The organism is Streptomyces flavofungini, from assembly GCF_030388665.1.
Classification (GTDB): domain Bacteria; phylum Actinomycetota; class Actinomycetes; order Streptomycetales; family Streptomycetaceae; genus Streptomyces; species Streptomyces flavofungini_A.
In genome coordinates, this window is record NZ_CP128846.1 from 6018059 (window position 1) to 6034381 (window position 16323).

At 72.6% G+C, this 16323-nt stretch carries 18 protein-coding genes and 1 pseudogene; 10 read left to right on the forward strand and 9 right to left on the reverse strand.

Going from position 1 to position 16323, the window contains the following annotated elements; all coding sequences use genetic code 11:
* Nucleotides 1–151: 151 nt before the first annotated feature.
* A complete protein-coding gene (locus QUY26_RS25570; protein ID WP_289956018.1) occupies nt 152–1078 on the reverse strand; it encodes a LysR family transcriptional regulator in 927 nt (308 codons plus the stop codon).
* Nucleotides 1079–1301: 223 nt separating this feature from the next.
* On the opposite strand from QUY26_RS25570, the gene QUY26_RS25575 reads away from it, so the two are divergent.
* Both QUY26_RS25575 and QUY26_RS25580 read left to right on the forward strand, forming a co-directional pair.
* A complete protein-coding gene (locus tag QUY26_RS25575) occupies nt 1302–2261 on the forward strand; it encodes an EamA family transporter (RefSeq protein ID WP_289950566.1) in 960 nt (319 codons plus the stop codon).
* Nucleotides 2258–3133, forward strand: coding sequence for a MerR family transcriptional regulator (locus QUY26_RS25580; protein WP_289950567.1), 876 nt, complete (start codon nt 2258–2260; stop codon nt 3131–3133). The genes QUY26_RS25575 and QUY26_RS25580 overlap by 4 nt, the downstream gene beginning before the upstream one ends.
* A 33-nt stretch (nt 3134–3166) precedes the next feature.
* Here QUY26_RS25580 and QUY26_RS25585 read toward each other — a convergent pair whose 3' ends face one another.
* The 7 genes from QUY26_RS25585 to QUY26_RS25615 form a co-directional block, all read right to left on the reverse strand.
* Nucleotides 3167–4000 (reverse strand): sugar phosphate isomerase/epimerase family protein, encoded by an 834-nt coding sequence (locus QUY26_RS25585; RefSeq protein WP_289950568.1) that lies wholly within the window; start codon nt 3998–4000, stop codon nt 3167–3169.
* A 294-nt stretch (nt 4001–4294) separates the two neighbouring features.
* A complete protein-coding gene (locus tag QUY26_RS25590) occupies nt 4295–5233 on the reverse strand; it encodes a bifunctional helix-turn-helix transcriptional regulator/GNAT family N-acetyltransferase (RefSeq protein WP_289950569.1) in 939 nt (312 codons plus the stop codon).
* A gap of 108 nt (nt 5234–5341) precedes the next feature.
* A complete protein-coding gene (locus QUY26_RS25595) occupies nt 5342–6361 on the reverse strand; it encodes an SMP-30/gluconolactonase/LRE family protein (RefSeq protein ID WP_289950571.1) in 1020 nt (339 codons plus the stop codon).
* Nucleotides 6362–6482: 121 nt separating this feature from the next.
* Entirely contained in the window at nt 6483–6860 is a 378-nt protein-coding gene (locus tag QUY26_RS25600; RefSeq protein ID WP_289950573.1) for a nuclear transport factor 2 family protein, read from the reverse strand.
* Nucleotides 6861–7077: 217 nt separating this feature from the next.
* On the reverse strand, nt 7078–7695 hold the full coding sequence (locus QUY26_RS25605) for a lantibiotic dehydratase C-terminal domain-containing protein (protein WP_289950574.1): 618 nt from the start codon (nt 7693–7695) through the stop codon (nt 7078–7080).
* Nucleotides 7696–8016: 321 nt separating this feature from the next.
* On the reverse strand, nt 8017–8178 hold the full coding sequence (locus QUY26_RS25610) for a hypothetical protein (RefSeq protein ID WP_289950576.1): 162 nt from the start codon (nt 8176–8178) through the stop codon (nt 8017–8019).
* Between the two features lie 174 nt (nt 8179–8352).
* A complete protein-coding gene (locus tag QUY26_RS25615) occupies nt 8353–8682 on the reverse strand; it encodes a hypothetical protein (RefSeq protein WP_289950577.1) in 330 nt (109 codons plus the stop codon).
* A 241-nt stretch (nt 8683–8923) separates the two neighbouring features.
* On the opposite strand from QUY26_RS25615, the gene QUY26_RS25620 reads away from it, so the two are divergent.
* The 5 genes and pseudogenes from QUY26_RS25620 (at nt 8924) to QUY26_RS25640 (ending at nt 11825) form a co-directional block, all read left to right on the forward strand.
* On the forward strand, nt 8924–9220 hold the full coding sequence (locus QUY26_RS25620) for a hypothetical protein (protein WP_289950578.1): 297 nt from the start codon (nt 8924–8926) through the stop codon (nt 9218–9220).
* 260 nt (nt 9221–9480) lie between these two features.
* The gene (locus QUY26_RS25625) at nt 9481–9795 is read left to right on the forward strand and encodes a hypothetical protein (RefSeq protein ID WP_289950579.1); all 315 of its coding nucleotides are present in this window, start codon (nt 9481–9483) and stop codon (nt 9793–9795) included.
* A gap of 184 nt (nt 9796–9979) precedes the next feature.
* A complete protein-coding gene (locus tag QUY26_RS25630) occupies nt 9980–10882 on the forward strand; it encodes a CPBP family intramembrane glutamic endopeptidase (protein ID WP_289950581.1) in 903 nt (300 codons plus the stop codon).
* Between the two features lie 118 nt (nt 10883–11000).
* A pseudogene (locus QUY26_RS25635) lies at nt 11001–11470 on the forward strand (NUDIX domain-containing protein).
* A gap of 160 nt (nt 11471–11630) precedes the next feature.
* Nucleotides 11631–11825 (forward strand): hypothetical protein, encoded by a 195-nt coding sequence (locus tag QUY26_RS25640; protein WP_289950584.1) that lies wholly within the window; start codon nt 11631–11633, stop codon nt 11823–11825.
* A gap of 39 nt (nt 11826–11864) precedes the next feature.
* Here the strand turns inward: QUY26_RS25640 and QUY26_RS25645 are convergent, their stop codons facing one another.
* Nucleotides 11865–12917, reverse strand: coding sequence for a LacI family DNA-binding transcriptional regulator (locus QUY26_RS25645; protein WP_289950585.1), 1053 nt, complete (start codon nt 12915–12917; stop codon nt 11865–11867).
* A 231-nt stretch (nt 12918–13148) separates the two neighbouring features.
* On the opposite strand from QUY26_RS25645, the gene QUY26_RS25650 reads away from it, so the two are divergent.
* Genes QUY26_RS25650 through QUY26_RS25660 form a run of 3 tightly spaced genes read left to right on the forward strand, consistent with a single transcriptional unit; the run spans nt 13149 to nt 16293 of the window.
* A complete protein-coding gene (locus tag QUY26_RS25650; RefSeq protein WP_289950588.1) occupies nt 13149–14300 on the forward strand; it encodes a Gfo/Idh/MocA family protein in 1152 nt (383 codons plus the stop codon).
* A complete protein-coding gene (locus QUY26_RS25655; RefSeq protein ID WP_436840402.1) occupies nt 14297–15445 on the forward strand; it encodes a dihydrodipicolinate synthase family protein in 1149 nt (382 codons plus the stop codon). Before QUY26_RS25650 ends, QUY26_RS25655 begins: the two co-directional genes overlap by 4 nt.
* Nucleotides 15442–16293, forward strand: coding sequence for a sugar phosphate isomerase/epimerase family protein (locus QUY26_RS25660; RefSeq protein WP_289950589.1), 852 nt, complete (start codon nt 15442–15444; stop codon nt 16291–16293). Before QUY26_RS25655 ends, QUY26_RS25660 begins: the two co-directional genes overlap by 4 nt.
* Nucleotides 16294–16323 lie beyond the last annotated feature (30 nt).

Sequence of the window (16323 nt, forward strand, 5' to 3'; positions counted from 1 at the left end):
GGAGAGGGTGGTCAGCGTTCGCAGCCAGCAGCGATGCCGACACCGCCTCGCGGAGACTCTCCGACAGCGTGCCCATTGGACGACGGGGCGCGCGTCAGGGTTCCCCAACTGCCTCCGATCGCCCGAAGTTGGTGCGGCTGGGGGTGCGGTGTCACCCGGTGCCGTCGGGCCGTCCCTCGGCGGCGGGCACCCACTGCTCCCGCAACACCCGTACCGCCTCCTCGATCGCCGGGCGCCGGGCCGCCCCCGTCCGCCACACCGCGTACAGCCTGCGCGTCGGAAGCGGGTCGAGCCGCACCGCCGTGACGCCCGCCGGGAGCGGGCCGCGGCCGAGGCGCGGGATCAGCGCGATGCCCAGACCGGCCGCGACGAGCGCGATCAAGGTGGGGTTCTCCTCGGCGCGGTGCACGATGTCCGGCTCGCAGCCCGCCGCCCGCATCGTCCGCACCAGCCAGTCGTGACACACCCGCCCCGGCGGCTGCGAGATCCACCGCTCGCCCCGCAGCTCCTCGCGCCGCACCGCGCTCCGCCCGGCGAGGCGGTGCCCCTCCGGCACCAGGAGGTCGCACAAGTCGTCGCCGATCACGGCCTGTTCGACGCCCGGCGGCGCGGGCAGCGGCGCGATGTCCCAGTCGTGCGCGATCGCCAGGTCCGCCGCGCCCTTCGCGACGAGGTCCACCGACAGGTGCGGCTCGGTCTCCGAGAGGCGGGCGTCGAGCGCCGGATGGCGGCGCGCGAGCTCGGCGAGCACCCCGGGCAGCAGGCCGCGCGCCGCCGACGCGAACGCGAGGACCGTCAGGCGTCCGGCCGGTACGCCCCTGCGCTCCTCCAGGTCCGTCTCCGCGCGCTCGACGATCGCAAGGAGCTCCTGTGCCGCGTCGGCGAGCCGCACCGCCTCCTCGGTCAGGGCCACGCCACGCCCCCGCCGCTCCAGGAGCGTCGTACGGGTCTCCCGCTCCAGCTTGGCGATCTGCTGGGACACGGCGGACGCCGTGTAGCCGAGCGCTTCGGCGGCGGCGCCGACGGTGCCGTGGACGGACACGGCGTGCAGCGCGCGCAGGCGGGCGAGATCCAGCACGGCGGTCACCTCGTCTCTCTGCGTCTCTCTGCGGTTCTCTGCGTTTCACCGCGTCTCTCTGCGTCGCTGGGTGTCTCTGGGCGTCCGTGCACGGCACTGGGTGCCTCCGTGCGGACGGGGCCGCCGCACGGGACGCCGGGGCACCACTCCTAAGCAACGCTTCAGACAATCATGAAGAAATTCGCGCTGGTGCTGAACACTCGGGTCGCGTGATCCTCGACGCATGCGCCCCGCTCACATCCTCCTCGCCGTCCTGGTCGCCGCCGTCTGGGGCGTGAACTTCGTCGTCATCGAGATAGGCCTCGGCCACTTCCCGCCCCTGCTCTTCTCCGCCCTGCGCTTCCTCGTCGCGGCGCTGCCCGCCGTGTTCTTCGTCGGCCGCCCCAAGGTCGCCTGGAAGTGGCTGGTGGGCGTGGGCCTCGTGCTCGGCGTGGCCAAGTTCGGGCTGCTGTTCATCGGCATGGACGCGGGGATGCCGGCCGGGCTCTCCTCGCTCGTCCTCCAGATCCAGGCCGTGTTCACCGCCCTCATCGCCTTCGCCGTCCTCGGCGAACGCCCCGCCGGGGTCCGGGTGGTGGGCATGGCGGTGGCCCTCGCGGGCATCGCCGTCGCGGCCGTCCACGAGGGCGCGTCCGGGCCGCTCACGGCCTTCGGCCTGACCGTCGCCGCGGCGGCCTGCTGGGGCGTCTCGAACGTCCTCACCCGCAAGGCCGCGCCGCCCGACGCCCTGAACTTCATGGTGTGGGTGAGCACCGTCCCGGTCCTGCCGCTGCTCGGCCTCTCGCTGCTCTTCGAGGGCCCCTCGCGCGACCTCGACGCGCTGCGCTCCCTCGACTGGCAGGGCGTGGGGATCATCGTGTACGTCGCGTGGATCACGACCGTGTTCGGCTTCGGCGTCTGGGGGTACCTGCTGCGCCGCCACCCGGCGTCGACGGTCGCCCCGTTCTCGCTGCTCGTACCGGTCTTCGGGATGTCGTCGGCCGCCCTGTTCCTCGACGAGTCGGTGGGCGCGCTCCAGTGGTGCGCGGCGGCGCTCCTCGTGGGCGGGGTCGCCCTCGCCTCGCTGTCGCCCCGGCGCCGCACGCCGACCCCGCTGTCGCCCCGGCGCCGCACGCCCACCTCACCGACAGCCCCGGCGACGTACGCTGACGAAGTGATCCCGGAACCCTCGTCCCGCGCATGACCCCGCGCCCCGCGCGGCCCCTGCCCAAGGCCCTGCGCCCCGTCGACCTGGCCCGGATGGCCGGGGTCTCCACCCAGCTCGTACGCGACTACGCCGACGCGGGCATCCTGCCCCCCACCCCCCGAACCCCCTCCGGCTACCGCCGCTTCGCCCCCGTCCACGGCCGCGCCCTGCTCACCTACCGCGCCCTGGCGAAGGGCTTCGGCCCCGAGACGGCCCGGGCGGTGATGCGGGCGGTGCACGCGGACGACCTGCCGCTCGCGCTGGCCCTGCTGGACGCGGCCCACGCGGAACTGCACGCGAGCAGGGAGGCGCTGCGGGCCACGGGGGCGGCGCTGGAGGCGGTGGCGCGGGAGGGGGCGCTTGGCGGGGGTGCGCCTGCCGGGGCCGGTGCGTCTGCCGGGGCCGGTACGCCTGCCGGGGCCGGTACGCCTGCCGGGTCCGGTACGCCTGCCGGGTCCGGCCCCCGCTCCGGGACCGCCGTGCCCGCGTCGTCGCCGTCCCGCCGCGTGGACCTGACCGTCGGCGAGGTCGCCGCCCGCGTCGGGGTGCGGACGTCGGCGCTGCGGGTCTGGGAGTCGGCGGGGCTGCTCGCGCCCGCGCGGGAGCGGGGCACGGGGTACCGCCGCTACGACGCCGCGGACGTCCGCGACGCCCGCATGATCACCATGCTGCGCCAGGCCGGTTACGCCCTGCCCGCGATCCGCCCCGTCCTGGACGGGCTGCGCGAGACGGGCGGCAGCGAGGCGCTGCGCGCGGCCCTGGCCCGCCGCGAGGAGGAGCTGACACGCAGGTCACGGGCGATGCTGGCGGGGGCGGCACTGCTGGACGGGTATGTGGACGGGGGCCAGGGAGAGGGCGAAGAGACCTGAGCCGACCCGCGCCGACGGGCGCGGGTGCCTCCCTCAGGCCGACTCCGTCAGGAGCCGGGCCAGCAACTCCCGCCCCGGCCCCAGCAGTTCGGCCAGCGGCGCCGCGCCCTCGTACCACCGCTTCTCGTACTCCCAGCACAGCCAGCCGTCCCAGCCCTTGCGGGTGAGGAGTTCCACGCACTCGGCGAGGGGCAGGACGCCCGCGCCGAGGGGGAGCGGGGTGGTGTCGTCGGTGCTCGCGATGTCCTTGACCTGGACGTAGCCGAGGAACGGGGACAGCGTGGCGTAGGTGTCGGCGACCTGTTCGCCGCCGAGCCAGGTGTGCATCAGGTCCCACAGGGCGCCGGCGTTCCGGTGGCCGACGGTGCCGAGGACGCGGGCGGCGGCGGCGCCGGTGCGGTGGGAGTCGTGGGTCTCCAGGAGGATGCGGACCCCGGCGTCGGCGGCGTGCTCGGCGGCGGTGCCGAGCCGTCGCGCGGCTCTCGCGTCGGCCTCGTCCAGCTGCTCCTGGGGCGGCTCGGCGCCGTCGGCCGGGGGGCCGTCGGGGAAGCCGCCGGGGAACACGCGGACATAGGGCGCGCCGAGGTCGCGGGCGAGGGCGAGCAGCGCCTGGATCTCGTCCAGGACGGGCTCGTCGTCACCGGGCGCCGCGACGCGCGCGTACCCGGCGAGGCCGAGGACGTCGACGCCCGCGTCCTTGAACGCGGCGGCCACGTCGGCCCGTTCGGTGAGGCCGAGGCCCGGGTGGACGGGTTCCTCGGGGTGCGCGCGCAGCTCGACGCCGTGATAGCCGTGGGTGACGGCGAGGCGCAGTACGTCCGGGACGGGCAGGCCGGGTACGCCGAGCGTGGAGAAGGCGAGTCTCATGGCCGGACTTCTTTCCCGAGGAGGGCTACGGAAACGCCCCCCGGCAGGGGCGAGACGGCGAGGGCCGGGGCGCCGAGGGCCCCGTAAGGGGCGCGGGGACGTGGCGAGGGGCGCGACACCGAGGGCCCCGTAAGGGGCGCGGGGAGCTGCGCGACAAGCCACAGCGAACCCGCACCCGCGCGAAGGGCGTGACCGGGCAGCCGCGACGGCGACGACCCGCACCCCGTCCGGGGGCGCCCACCCCGTCCGGGTGCGCCCACCCCGGCCAGGGGCACCCCCCACCGACCCCCACCGCTAAAGGGCCCCGCTCTGAACCTGCAACCGCCAGTCCTGCCCCACCAGATCCGCCCCGAACGACCGGTGCGGCTTCTCCGCGACGAGGACGAACCCGTGCCGCTGATAGATGGGCCGGGCCGAGCTGAGGACGTCGTTGGTCCACAGCACCAGCTCCCGGTAGCCGACGCTCCGGGCGAACTCCACGACCGCGCCGACCAGCCGGTCCCCGATGCCGAGCCCCCGCGCCTCCGGCTCGACGAGCAGCAGCCGCAGCCGCGCCGTGCCCGGCGCCTCGTCGCGTACGCACATCACGCACCCGACGGGACGCCCGTCCAGCTCGGCGATCCACACCCGTTCCAGGTACGGGTCGTGGTCCTCGGCGAAGTCGGCGACGATGCGGGCGACCAGGCCTTCGTAGTCGGCGTTCCACCCGTACTCGGCCGCGTACAGCGCGCCGTTGCGCTGCACGATCCAGCCGAGCTCGCCCGCGCCGGGCTCGCGCAGGAGCACGTCGTCGGCGCGGGGCGGGCGGCGGGTGCTCTCGGACAGGATGGCGCGGACGGTGGCCATGGCGTCGGTGAGCCGCTCCCGCTCGGCGGCCGGGACCGTCGCGAGCAGCGAGCCGACCGCCTCCCGCGACCGCTCGTCGAGCAGCTCGGCGGCGGTGCGCCCGCGCGGGGTGAGCGTGACGCGCCGCCGCCGCGGATCCCGCTCCGAGGGCGCCCGCTCGACGAGCCCGTCCTCCTCGAACTTGGCCAGGATGCGGCTCAAGTACCCTGCGTCGAGGGAGAGTTCACCGCGCAGGTCGGCGACGTCGGTGCGCGGTGAGTGGGCCAGTTCGTACAGCACCCGGGACTCGGTGAGGGTGTAGGGCGCGTACAGGTGGCGGCTGTAGTCGAGCGCGCCGATGAGATTGGTGTAGAAGCGGTTGAAGGAGCGGATCTCTTGAACGCTCATACGTCGCCACCTCGCCCGACCGGGAAGACCGGTGCCCCGGATGCTTGACTCAGTCAGAGATGCTCCCCGAGCATACGACGGGAACCGGCCAGGAGCCATGCCTCGACGTCACTTGTCCGCGCCCGCGCCTCCTGGCAGCGGCACGGAGACGACGTCGTACGTGGTGTCGGGGGTGGGCGGGGTGGTAAAGCGGGCGTTGACGAGATAGAGCCGGTCGCCGAAGCGCGCGGCGGTCGCGGGGATGTCGAAGCGGGGGTCGGTGAGGCGGTGGCGCAGGGCGGCGGTGCGGGCGTCGGCGCCGAGACGGAACCCGGTGACGAGGTTGAACCGGTTCTGCACCACGAACAACGTGCGCCCGACCCGCACCAGACCGTCACCGTTCGGCACGCCGTCCGCGCCCTTCAGGCGGATCTCGTCGGCGTGACCGGTGCGCGGGTCGACCCGGTAGAGGCGGCCGACGGGCTGGCTGTTGACGATGATCAGCGCGCGGCCGTCGGGCGTGGACGTGATGCCGTTGGCGTTGAAGACTCCGGGCTCCTGCTGCCAGTCCCCGCCGAGCCGCACCCGCCGGACGTCCCCCTGGCCCCCGCGCCCGAGCGGCACGCCGTACAGCACCCGGTCACTGGAATCCGTGAACCAGGCACGATCCGCGTCAAGGTGCACGTCATTGATGAAGTGGCCGGTTTCCGCCGCCAGTTGATACGTGGCCACGATCGCGCCGGTGCGCAGATCGAGCACGCGCGCGCTACCGCTGGCGCCCCCGGCGACGTACAGCAGCCCGTCCCGCCCGACCTTCATCCCGACGGCGGGCACCCCGGGCACGCCCGGGTGCAGCAACTCCCCTCGCCCGGTGCGCAGATCGGCCCGGTACACGGCCCCGGTGCCGAGCGAGCCCAGATAGGCGTACGGCGCTCTCCCGATGGCGATGCCCTCGGGGCGGAACCCGTTGGGCAGCGGGAAGGTGGCGGGCCAGCCGCCGCCCCCGGACGCGGCGCGCGCGGAGGCGGTGCCCGTACCCGCGGCGAGGGCGGCCGCGGAGGCGACCGCGCCGACGAGCACGGCGCGACGGCGCGGACCGGACTGCTCGGCCCCACGGGTCGAAGGGGTCTGTGGGATCTGTGGGCTCATGGCTCAACTCTCCGTATCAACTGCAAGGAAGGAGACGAACTCCCCTTCAGCTTCGGTGAGCAGAGCCCACTTGGGTACCCGGAGTTCCCGCCGGTATCGCGGGTTCACCGGGCGAACGGAATCAGGCGCCGGACGGCTTGATCTCCCCCGCGAACACGATGACCTGGTCGATGAGGCTCCGCCGCAGATGCACCACATCCGTACCCGCGAGCCGCGGCCCCCCGTCCGGCGTGGTGAACACCCACTGATACCGGGCCCACTCGTCCGGCATGTCCACCGCGGAACACCGCACCATGGTCCCGGCCCCCGCCGGATGCCGCCGAAGATCCAGCACGAACCGCTCGACCTCCTCGATCCCCTCCCGCCGCCCGAGCGGCCCCCAGAAGACCACGTCCGAAGTCAGGGCCTGCGAGAGCAGAGTCGTCACCCGACTGTCGTCCGGAGCGTTGAAGGCGGAGATGAACATGTCGATCGCGGACTGCGCGGCCTCTTCCTGCATGCATCAGTAGTACCAGCATTCGTCGGCGAACTCGCCCCCACCGCCGCGTTCCCCGGCCTGGTTGAAGCCTGGTGGGCCGGGAGTCCCGACAACTCAGCAGGCTGGCTCAGCCCATCGTTTTCCTCAGTCGTGCGCGCAACACGCATCGTCTCGGATCTCCGTGGCGTGCCTCGCCGCTCGGGCGATGGCGCCCCGGACGACGCCAACGCGTAAACGATCAGTAAGTGAGAACCACCTGGCTGTGCTGCTTGTTGATGACGTGACCTGTGGGAAGGCTGGTGTCTGGTGCCGTGATGGGGTGCAGGCTCAGGTGCGGAATTGTGGTGCGGTCGGCTCCCCAGGCGGTGACCTGGGCAGTGAGCCGGTGGGCGAGTTCGGGGCCGTTGGGGCCGTAGCTGGCCGCGCCGAGGCGGGACGGCCGCTCGGCGTCCTGGTCATCACGTTCGGTGCGGTAGCGCACGAACCAGCAGCCCGGCTCGTCGAGTTCACGCAGCAGAGCGGGCAAGCGCCGGGTGAGGATCTGGTCCATGGCGTGCGGGTGGATGAACAGCTTGGCCTGGATCCAAAGCTGCTGTGTGTCGCCGGGGTTGGGCAGCATCTGGTTGGTCACGACGGGGGCGGAGGTGAGATCGGGGTGGGGTTGGGGTGGCCGCGTGGAGGTGAGGGGCACGGTGAACTCGTGGGCGTGGCCGATCCAGTTCAGTGCGGCATCGGTCGCTGCTTCCGCCAGTTCGGCGTTCGGGTGCCGCTGGCGGTGGCGGTGCAGTAGTCGCGCGAGCAGCGCCGCGCGCAGGTCCAGGCGCAAGGTGCGGTCGTCGTCACGCAGGTCGACCACTGGCGGGCACTTCCAGGCCCGCATCCATTCCGCCAGGGCCTCGCGCCATTCCGGCCGGTAGGGGCCGGGGGGAAGGCCCGACCGCTATGTCCACCGGGCGCATATCTGCCACGCCCACTCGCGGTGCGATGGCGGCGGCGACCTTGCTCGACGCCGCTTCTGCGGGCGGGACTGTCAGGGCGGCCGGGGCCAACACAGAGAACGGGTCGAGTTCGGCCAGCCTGGGAACAGCCATGAATACCGTCTTGCTGTCGCTCAACTCCCCGTACCCGTACGGGGAGTTGAGCCTTGTCCGGTGCGGCTTTCGTCCTCGGCCCCGCGTCAGGCGGATAGCGTCGCCAGCCGGCCCGCCGCTTGGGAAGACCCCTTGAAGTTCGGGATCCGGCCGTGGGCGGAGCCGTCGTGCACCGCCCCCGCGGAGTCGAGCAGGTCCCAGACCCGCTCGCGTATCAGTTGCTTGTCCCGATCCACAGTCGTGGGCATGGCGCTGCTTCCCTTCACGCCGTTTCCATCAGGGCCGGTAAGTGGTCCTGTGCTTCCTGGACCGCCGGTTCATCCCGCCAGTTACGCAATTCTCGGGCGGTGCGGACGACGTTCTGGCCTGGAACCCCGAAAGGGCTCGACCCCTATGCCGAACGACTCAAGCGCATCGCTGCCTCAGTCGTGCGCGCCGCCCGCTTGATCCCGGATCTCCGTGTTGACGGTCACGACGGGGGCGCAGAAGCAGTAGGTGCCGGTGGTGGGGGACTTGTGATAAACGTGGTTCCGGATGAACTGCTGCGTGTCGTCGGCGTCGCCCTCGCAGTGGCGGCGGTACGCCTCATTCTTCGGACCCTGCTCGGCGATGGCCATGTCGACGGCCTTGATGGACCGTTTGCTGGCGGCGAGAACGGCGTCCTTGTCTGCCTCGCCGGGTTTCAGCCAATCGAAGGTGTATGCGAGGTCCGTCGGCAGCGCGGCTTCCGGCCGCCCGTATGCGGTCGTCACGGCAGCGCAAGGGTCGCACGATGGCGCTTTACGATCGGCTCGCGGTGAGGCGAAGCGTCCGTGGAGCGAACCAAACTGGCCATTGAGGGGAGAGGTGGGGCTAAACCTGGGTTGACCGGTACGAAAGCGCTCCGGTTTGATCATTCGCACCCGCTACTGACCAAGGCGGGTGTGGAAGCGGCCGCATCCGTCCAAAGATCACGGCCGCTCCACCCGTGTGAAACACACATCGGGAGAATACGTGAGACGCAACATCCTGCGCGCGAGCGCTGCCACTGCTATGGCTGCGGTCGCCTTCGGTATCGCCGCCCCGGCGGCTTCGGCCGTCGAGCACCAGCGCGCCGAGTCCCGCGTCGCCGCCACGGCGCCGGCAGGGCCCGTCCTGACCGCCGCAGAGGCCCGCACCCTGCTGGCCGCGCCCGAGTTCCGTGCCGAACTCACCCCGGCCGCCCTGGCCAGCCTCACGGCCGTAGCCGAGGGCACCGCCGCCGAAAAGCAGCAGCGGGCGGCCCAGGCAAGCGCAGCCGGGGCGCTGTGAAAACTGATCAAGAGGGCCGGCCCGGGGACCGTCAAGGCGGCGAAGAAGGCCGCCAAGAAGTACAACAAGTTCCGGGACTGGGTGAACGACCTCAAGTGGTGGAACCCGATCAAGCTCGCCTGGAAGGCTGCGGGTGCTGAGCTTCAGTACCGGATGTGGAAGTACATCCACGACCAGGTCGGCTGACACGCGCGAATAGCGGGGCCGGACGCGCACACTCGTGTCCGGCCCCCACGGCCACCTCCTGCAAGGACCCCACCATGACTTCCTCCTCGCCCCCTCCCCCTGGCGAGACGGCCGGACCGTCGCCCGGGAACCGCACTGAGACCGTCTTCAGCGCCTTCCTCTTCGTCGCCTTCGCCGGTTTCCTGTGTCTCTTCGTCGCCGACGCTCGGCACAACGACGCTCTTGCCGACATCGGCCGGGTCCTCCACTGGGCATCCGGAGTCGGCATCCTCGCCACCATCGCCCTCACACGCACCGCGCTGCGCTCCTGGAGGTCCGGCTTCGACTGGATATTCGCCGCCGTGTGGATTGCCCTCACAGTCCTCACGTGGGTCAACGGCGACCTGTAGCCCCAGGGCCGACGCTGTCGGCCCAGCCGCTGGCAGACCAAGCCGGACCTGCCGCAGTACGAGTATGAGAAGGCGACAGTTCCCCATGCCCGAGGCGCCCCGCAGCGAGCCGCATCCCTTTCCTCGGCCGACGCGACAGGACCGGACACCGGTGCCACCAGTTCCTGCGCACAGGCCAGGGCTGGTGCGTGCCCCCTCCGGCTCCCTCTACCACGAACAGGGCAGGACTCCCCGCGTCGGCAAGCGCACCTGGTGGACGGAATTCCTGCTGGTCCCGGGCCTGATCGTGGCAGCCCTGCTGGCCACAACGGGAATCGAAATCGCCATCGCGTCCGTGGCGGAGGCCAATCCTCCAGCAGCGGACAGCGATGACATCTTCACCAACCCGCTGGCCAACGTGACGGCACTGCTGATCGGACTCGCTGCCTGCATCCCCGCCGTCTGGTTCGGCGTGCGCTGGGCCAGCCACCGTCTGCCCGGCACCCTCTCCTCTGTCACCGGCGGACTGCGCTGGGGCTGGCTGAGCCGCTGCTCCGCCGTGGCCTTCGCCCTGATGGCCGTGCAACTGGGGCTGCTCCTTGCCTGGACGTGGGACACCGACACCGGGGCCACTCTGGAACGGGACTTCCCCGGCTGGCCCGCCCTCTTGCTGAGCCTGGCCGTCCTGTGCGCGGTCGTTCCCTTCCAGGCCGCCGCCGAGGAGTACGTGTTTCGGGGCTGGGTGGTCCAACTGATCGGCCAGCTCATGCGTTCCCGATGGCCCGGCATCGTGCTCGCCTCACTGCTGTTCGCGCTGGCCCACGGCCTGGGCGAACGCTCCGGCTTCGCCCTGCTGTTCTACTCCGCGCTGTGGTGGGGATGGCTGGTGATCCGCACCGGCGGCCTGGAAGCGGTCATCGCGCTCCACACCGCCAACAACGTGCTGAGCCTCGTGCTGGCAGCCGCCTTCGGTGAACTCGCTGACAGCAGCACCGCAGCCGACGCCCCCTGGCAAGCCCTAGCACTCGAACTCGTCTTCGCCCCGCTGTACTGCCTGATCGCCGCACGCCTCTCCGACCGTCACGGAATGGCCCGCCAGACCCCATGACACCCGCGCGCCCGGCGACACCGCTCGTGCCGTCTGGGGCTTCGACTTGACCGAGATCACCCTCGTCTTGGAGCTTCGACGCCGTCTGGGAGACGGCCGAACCCGTGGAGGGCGCCTGATGGCACGGACCGAGTACGACGACGACCCCGACGCCCCCGAACCCAACAGCCTCGTCGTGGCTGCCTCCGCCGTCGTGGTCGACGGCCAGGGGCGGGTGCTGCTGCAGCGGCGCTCGGACAGTGGGCTGTGGGCCCTGCCGGGAGGCGGCATGGAGATGACCGACAGCCTGCCCGGCGCGGCCGTCCGCGAGGTCAAGGAGGAGACCGGTCTCGACGTGGAGATCACTGGTCTGGTCGGCACGTACACCGACCCGAAGCACGTCTCGCGTACAGCGACGGCGAGGTGCGCCGCCAGTTCAACGTCTGCTTCCGGGCCAGGCTCGTCGGCGGGACGCTGCGTGTCTCCGACGAGTCGCTGGAGGTGCGCTGGGTCGCCGCTGCGGACCTCGGGTCCCTGGACATGCACCACACGCAGCGGCTCAGGCTGCTGCACGCGCTGGAGGAGCGCCGGGCACCTCATCTCGGGTGAGGCGCCCTGCGCTTTCGCTGTTTGAGACTTTTTCCCCTTTGGGCCTTGCTGGCCAGGCATGATCCGGGAAAAGTCCCCAGAGCAACTTCAATGAAATGCTGGAACCCACGAGTGGGCGACGGCAGCGGCCTCGCCCCGACCGTGCTCCTGGGAGGCCCTCGTGAAGTTTCTGCTCGAAGTTGAAGTCGATGTCGACGACGCCGCGTCGGCGGAGGACGCCACCCGGGAGCTGGGGCGCATCCTCCGCTACTGGGCGGGGAGCCTGAAGTACTACGCCCTGGAGCCCGGGGTCGGTGAGGCCGTGCTCGACTCGGGGCACCGGGAGGTCGGGCGGTGGACGATCGTGGGGAGTTGAGGGGCCGTCCCGCCCTGCCCGTGCCCCGGGGTGGGGGTGTCAGGTCCGGCGGGGCGCGCCCGTGGAGCCGCGCACCATCAGTTCGCCGTGCACCGTCGCGATGCCGCCGGGCGGCTCCTCCTCGCGGCCCATGGCGATGCGGCCGGCCCGCGCCCCCGCCTCGTACAGCGGAAGGCGGACCGTCGTCAGAGCGGGCACCGCGTCGATGCTGAAGGGGAGGTCGTCGAAGCCCGCCACCGAGACGTCCCCCGGGATGGAGAGGCCGCGGTCGCGCAGGGCGGCGCAGGCGCCCAGGGCCACCGTGTCGTTGGCGGCGACGACGGCCGTCAACTCGGGTGCGCGGCGCAGGAGTTCGAGGGTGGCGTCGTAGCCGGAGCGGCGGTCGTAGGGGCCGTGCAGGGTCAGGCGGGGGTCGTCGGGGACGCCCGCCGCGGCGAGGGCCTCCTGGTGGCCCTCCAGGCGGTGCCGGGTCGTGGTGCGCTCCGTGGGGCCCGCGATGTAGCCGATGCGGCGGTGGCCGAGGCCGATGAGGTGGTCGGTGAGGCGCCGCCCGCCGCCCCGGTTGTCGAAGGTCAGGGCCACCGCGTCCGGGGCCTCCTCGGCGGGCGGCCGCCCGCACAGCACCACCTGTGAGCCCGCCTCGCCGAGCCGCCGCAGCTTGCCGCCGATCGCCGCCGCGTGCGGGGCGCTCTCGATGGCGCCGCCCGTCACCACGACGGCCGCGGCCCGCTGGCGCTGGAGCAGGGTCAGGTACGTCAGCTCGCGCTCGGGGGAGCCGCCGGTGTTGCAGACCACCGCCATGCGCTCGCCTCCGGCCCGCCCGCCCGGTCCTGTGATCTCCGACTGCACCGCGCTCGCCATGATCCCGAAGAACGGGTCGGCGATGTCGTTGACCAGGATGCCCACCAGGTCCGACGTCGCGGCGGCCAGTGAGCTCGCGGGGCCGTTGAGCACGTAGTCCAGGTCGTCCACCGCGCGCAGCACGCGCTCCCGCGTCGCCGCGGCGACGGGGTAGTTGCCGTTCAGTACGCGGGACACGGTGGCGGGGGACACCTGGGCGCGAGCCGCCACGTCCGCCAGGGTCACGGTCATCTGTTGGCCTCCGGTCTTGTACGAACCTTGTCCGGCAGGCTAGCTTCTCCCCAATAGAAAGCGCTTGCTACGCAGGGAGTGCCGTACGGGACGCAAGAACCCCGCCGTCCTCACTGCCCTCACTGTCATCACTCCCATCAACGCCACCACTGCCTCCAGCCCCGCCCCTCGGCTCACCGCCCCCGCCCACCGGCCGCGCGCCCAGCGCCCCGCGCCTACGGAGGAATCCACGTGACACGCGAGACGGTCCGCATCGCCATGAACGGCGTGACGGGACGCATGGGTCACCGCCAGCACCTGGTCCGCTCGATCCTCGCCCTGCGCGAGCAGGGCGGCCTCGACCTGGGCGACGGCACCCGGCTGTGGCCGGAGCCGGTCCTCGTGGGCCGCAGGGAGCACGCGCTGCGCGAGCTCGCCGAGCGGCACGGCCTCACCCACTGGTCGACCGACCTGGACGCCGTCCTCGCCGACCCCGCGGTCGACATCTACTTCGACGCGCAGGTCACCTCGGCCCGCGAGGAGGCGATCCTGAAGGCGCTCGCCGCGGGCAAGCACGTCTACACCGAGAAGCCCTCCGCCACGTCCTTCGCCGCCGCCCTCGACCTCGCCCGGCGCGCCCGGGACGCGGGCGTCAAGCACGGCGTCGTTCAGGACAAGCTCTTCCTGCCGGGCCTGCGCAAGCTGAAGCGTCTGGTGGACGGCGGCTTCTTCGGGCAGATCCTGTCCGTGCGCGGCGAGTTCGGCTACTGGGTCTTCGAGGGCGACTGGCAGGAGGCGCAGCGCCCGTCGTGGAACTACCGCAGCGAGGACGGCGGCGGCATCGTCGTCGACATGTTCCCGCACTGGGAGTACGTCCTGCACGAGCTGTTCGGCCGGGTGCGCTCCGTGCAGGCGCTCGCCGTCACCCATGTGCCGCAGCGCTGGGACGAGCGCGGCAAGCCGTACGACGCGACGGCGGACGACGCCGCGTACGGCGTCTTCGAGCTGGACGGGGGCGCCGTCGCGCAGATCAACTCGTCCTGGACGGTGCGGGTGCACCGCGACGAGCTGGTGGAGTTCCAGGTCGACGGCACCGAGGGCTCGGCCGTCGCGGGCCTGCGCGGCTGCCGCTTCCAGCACCGCGCGGCCACGCCCAAGCCGGTGTGGAACCCCGACCTGCCCGCCGCGCACTCCTTCCGCGACCAGTGGCAGGAGGTCCCCGACAACGAGGAGTTCGACAACGGCTTCAAGGCCCAGTGGGAGCTGTTCCTGCGGCACGTGTACGCCGACGCGCCCTACCGCTGGGACCTGTTCGCGGGCGCGCGGGGCGTGCAGCTGGCGGAGCTGGGGCTGCGGTCGTCGGCGGAGGGGCGCCGGATCGACGTACCGGAGGTGGTCCTGTGAACCCGGCGAGCGTACCCCCCGAGCCCCCCTCGCCCGCCGAGCCGTCCCCGGCCCCCGCGCCCTCCCCGGCCCCCCTGCGCTCCCGCGTCGTCTACGCCGCCGCCCACGTCGTCGCCGACCCGCGCGCCGACGTGTCCCCCGACCACCCCGCAGCCGTCGACTGGGACGCCACCCTCGCCTTCCGCCGCCACCTGTGGGCGCACGGCCTCGGTGTCGCCGAGGCCATGGACACCGCGCAGCGCGGCATGGGCCTGGACTGGGCGGGCGCGGCCGAGCTGATCCGGCGGTCGGCGGCGGAGGCCGCGGCGGTCGGCGGCCGGATCGCGTGCGGCGTCGGCACGGACCAGCTGACCTCGCCCACGGCGACCCTCACCGACGTACGGCACGCGTACGAGGAGCAGCTGGCGCTGGTGGAGGGGGTGGGCGCGCGGGCGATCCTGATGGCGTCGCGGGCCCTGGCGGCGACGGCCGAAGGACCGGACGACTACCTGGCGACGTACGACGGACTGCTCCGCCAGGCCACCGCCCCGGTGATCCTGCACTGGCTCGGCCCGATGTTCGACCCGGCACTCGCGGGCTACTGGGGCTCGGCCGACCTGGACGCGGCCACGGACACGTTCCTGGAGGTGATCGCCGCGCACCCCGGCAAGGTGGACGGCGTGAAGATCTCGCTCCTGGACGCGGACCGCGAGGTCGCCCTGCGCCGCCGCCTCCCGGCCGGGGTGCGCTGCTACACGGGCGACGACTTCCACTACCCCGACCTGATCGCGGGCGACGACCAGGGCCACAGCGACGCCCTCCTCGGCGTCTTCGACCCGCTGGCCCCCCTCGCGGCCCGAGCGGTACGCGCCCTCGACGCCGACGACCCCAAGGCCTTCCACGAACTCCTCGACCCCACCGTCGAGCTGGCCCGCCACCTCTTCGCGCCGCCCACCCGCTTCTACAAGACGGGCGTGGTCCTCCTCGCCTGGCTCGCCGGACACCAGAACCACTTCACGATGGTCGGTGGCTGGCAGTCGGCCCGCTCCCTGCCGCACCTCACCCGCGCCCACGAACTCGCCGCGACCCTCTCCCTCTTCCCCGACCCGGACCTGGCCGCGCACCGCATGCGCACGCTCCAGGAGATCCACGGAGTCACCCCATGACACCACCCCCGCCCCGCGCCCCGGCCGACTTCAGCATCAACCAGATGACGGTCAAGCAGCTCTCCCTGCCCGAACTCGTCACCGCCTGCGCCGACTTGGGCGTACGGAGCGTCGGTCTGTGGCGCGAGCCGGTCCAGGAGTACGGGGTGGAGGCGGCCGCGAAGCTGGTGCGGGGCGCCGGACTGACCGTCACCACCCTCTGCCGGGGCGGCTTCTTCACCGCCCACGACCCCGCCGAACGGGCCCGCGCCCTCGCCGACAACCGCGCCGCCATCGACGAGGCCGCGACCCTCGGCACCGACACCCTGGTCCTCGTCTCCGGCGGCCTCCCCGCCGGCGACCGGGACCGCGACCTGCCCGCCGCCCGCGAACGCGTCGCCGACGCCCTCGCCGAGCTCGCCCCGCACGCCGCCACCCGCGGCGTCCGCCTCGCCGTCGAACCCCTCCACCCCATGTACGCCGCCGACCGCTGCGTCGTCTCCACCCTCACCCAGGCCCTCGACCTGGCCGAACGCTTCCCCGCCGACCAGGTCGGCGTCTGCGCCGACACGTACCACATCTGGTGGGACGACCAGGCCCCCACCGCCCTCACCCGCGCCGCCGCCACCGGCCGCCTGCACGCCCTCCAACTCGCCGACTGGACCACGCCCCTGCCCCACGGCGTCCTCACCGGCCGCGGCCAACTCGGCGACGGCACCATCGACTTCCCCCACTGGCGCCACCTCGCCGAGACCTCCGGCTACACCGGCCCGATCGAGGTCGAACTCTTCAACGACGCCCTGTGGGCGGCGGACGGCAGGGAGGTGCTGGGGGAGACGGTGCGGAGGTATCTGGAGCACGCCTGCTGACGGCCGGGGCGGGCGGGTCCCGGCGGGGTG

What these genes read in the sequence shown, in the direction of transcription:
- QUY26_RS25645 (WP_289950585.1), bottom strand. Translation starts at nt 12,917, where the DNA reads ATGACCGTGACCCTGGCGGACGTGGCGGCTCGCGCCCAGGTGTCCCCC.
- QUY26_RS25625 (WP_289950579.1), top strand. Translation starts at nt 9,481, where the DNA reads ATGACTTCCTCCTCGCCCCCTCCCCCTGGCGAGACGGCCGGACCGTCG.
- QUY26_RS25585 (WP_289950568.1), bottom strand. Translation starts at nt 4,000, where the DNA reads ATGAGACTCGCCTTCTCCACGCTCGGCGTACCCGGCCTGCCCGTCCCG.
- QUY26_RS25600 (WP_289950573.1), bottom strand. Translation starts at nt 6,860, where the DNA reads ATGCAGGAAGAGGCCGCGCAGTCCGCGATCGACATGTTCATCTCCGCC.
- QUY26_RS25590 (WP_289950569.1), bottom strand. Translation starts at nt 5,233, where the DNA reads ATGAGCGTTCAAGAGATCCGCTCCTTCAACCGCTTCTACACCAATCTC.
- QUY26_RS25595 (WP_289950571.1), bottom strand. Translation starts at nt 6,361, where the DNA reads ATGAGCCCACAGATCCCACAGACCCCTTCGACCCGTGGGGCCGAGCAG.
- QUY26_RS25660 (WP_289950589.1), top strand. Translation starts at nt 15,442, where the DNA reads ATGACACCACCCCCGCCCCGCGCCCCGGCCGACTTCAGCATCAACCAG.
- QUY26_RS25580 (WP_289950567.1), top strand. Translation starts at nt 2,258, where the DNA reads ATGACCCCGCGCCCCGCGCGGCCCCTGCCCAAGGCCCTGCGCCCCGTC.
- QUY26_RS25610 (WP_289950576.1), bottom strand. Translation starts at nt 8,178, where the DNA reads ATGCCCACGACTGTGGATCGGGACAAGCAACTGATACGCGAGCGGGTC.
- QUY26_RS25575 (WP_289950566.1), top strand. Translation starts at nt 1,302, where the DNA reads ATGCGCCCCGCTCACATCCTCCTCGCCGTCCTGGTCGCCGCCGTCTGG.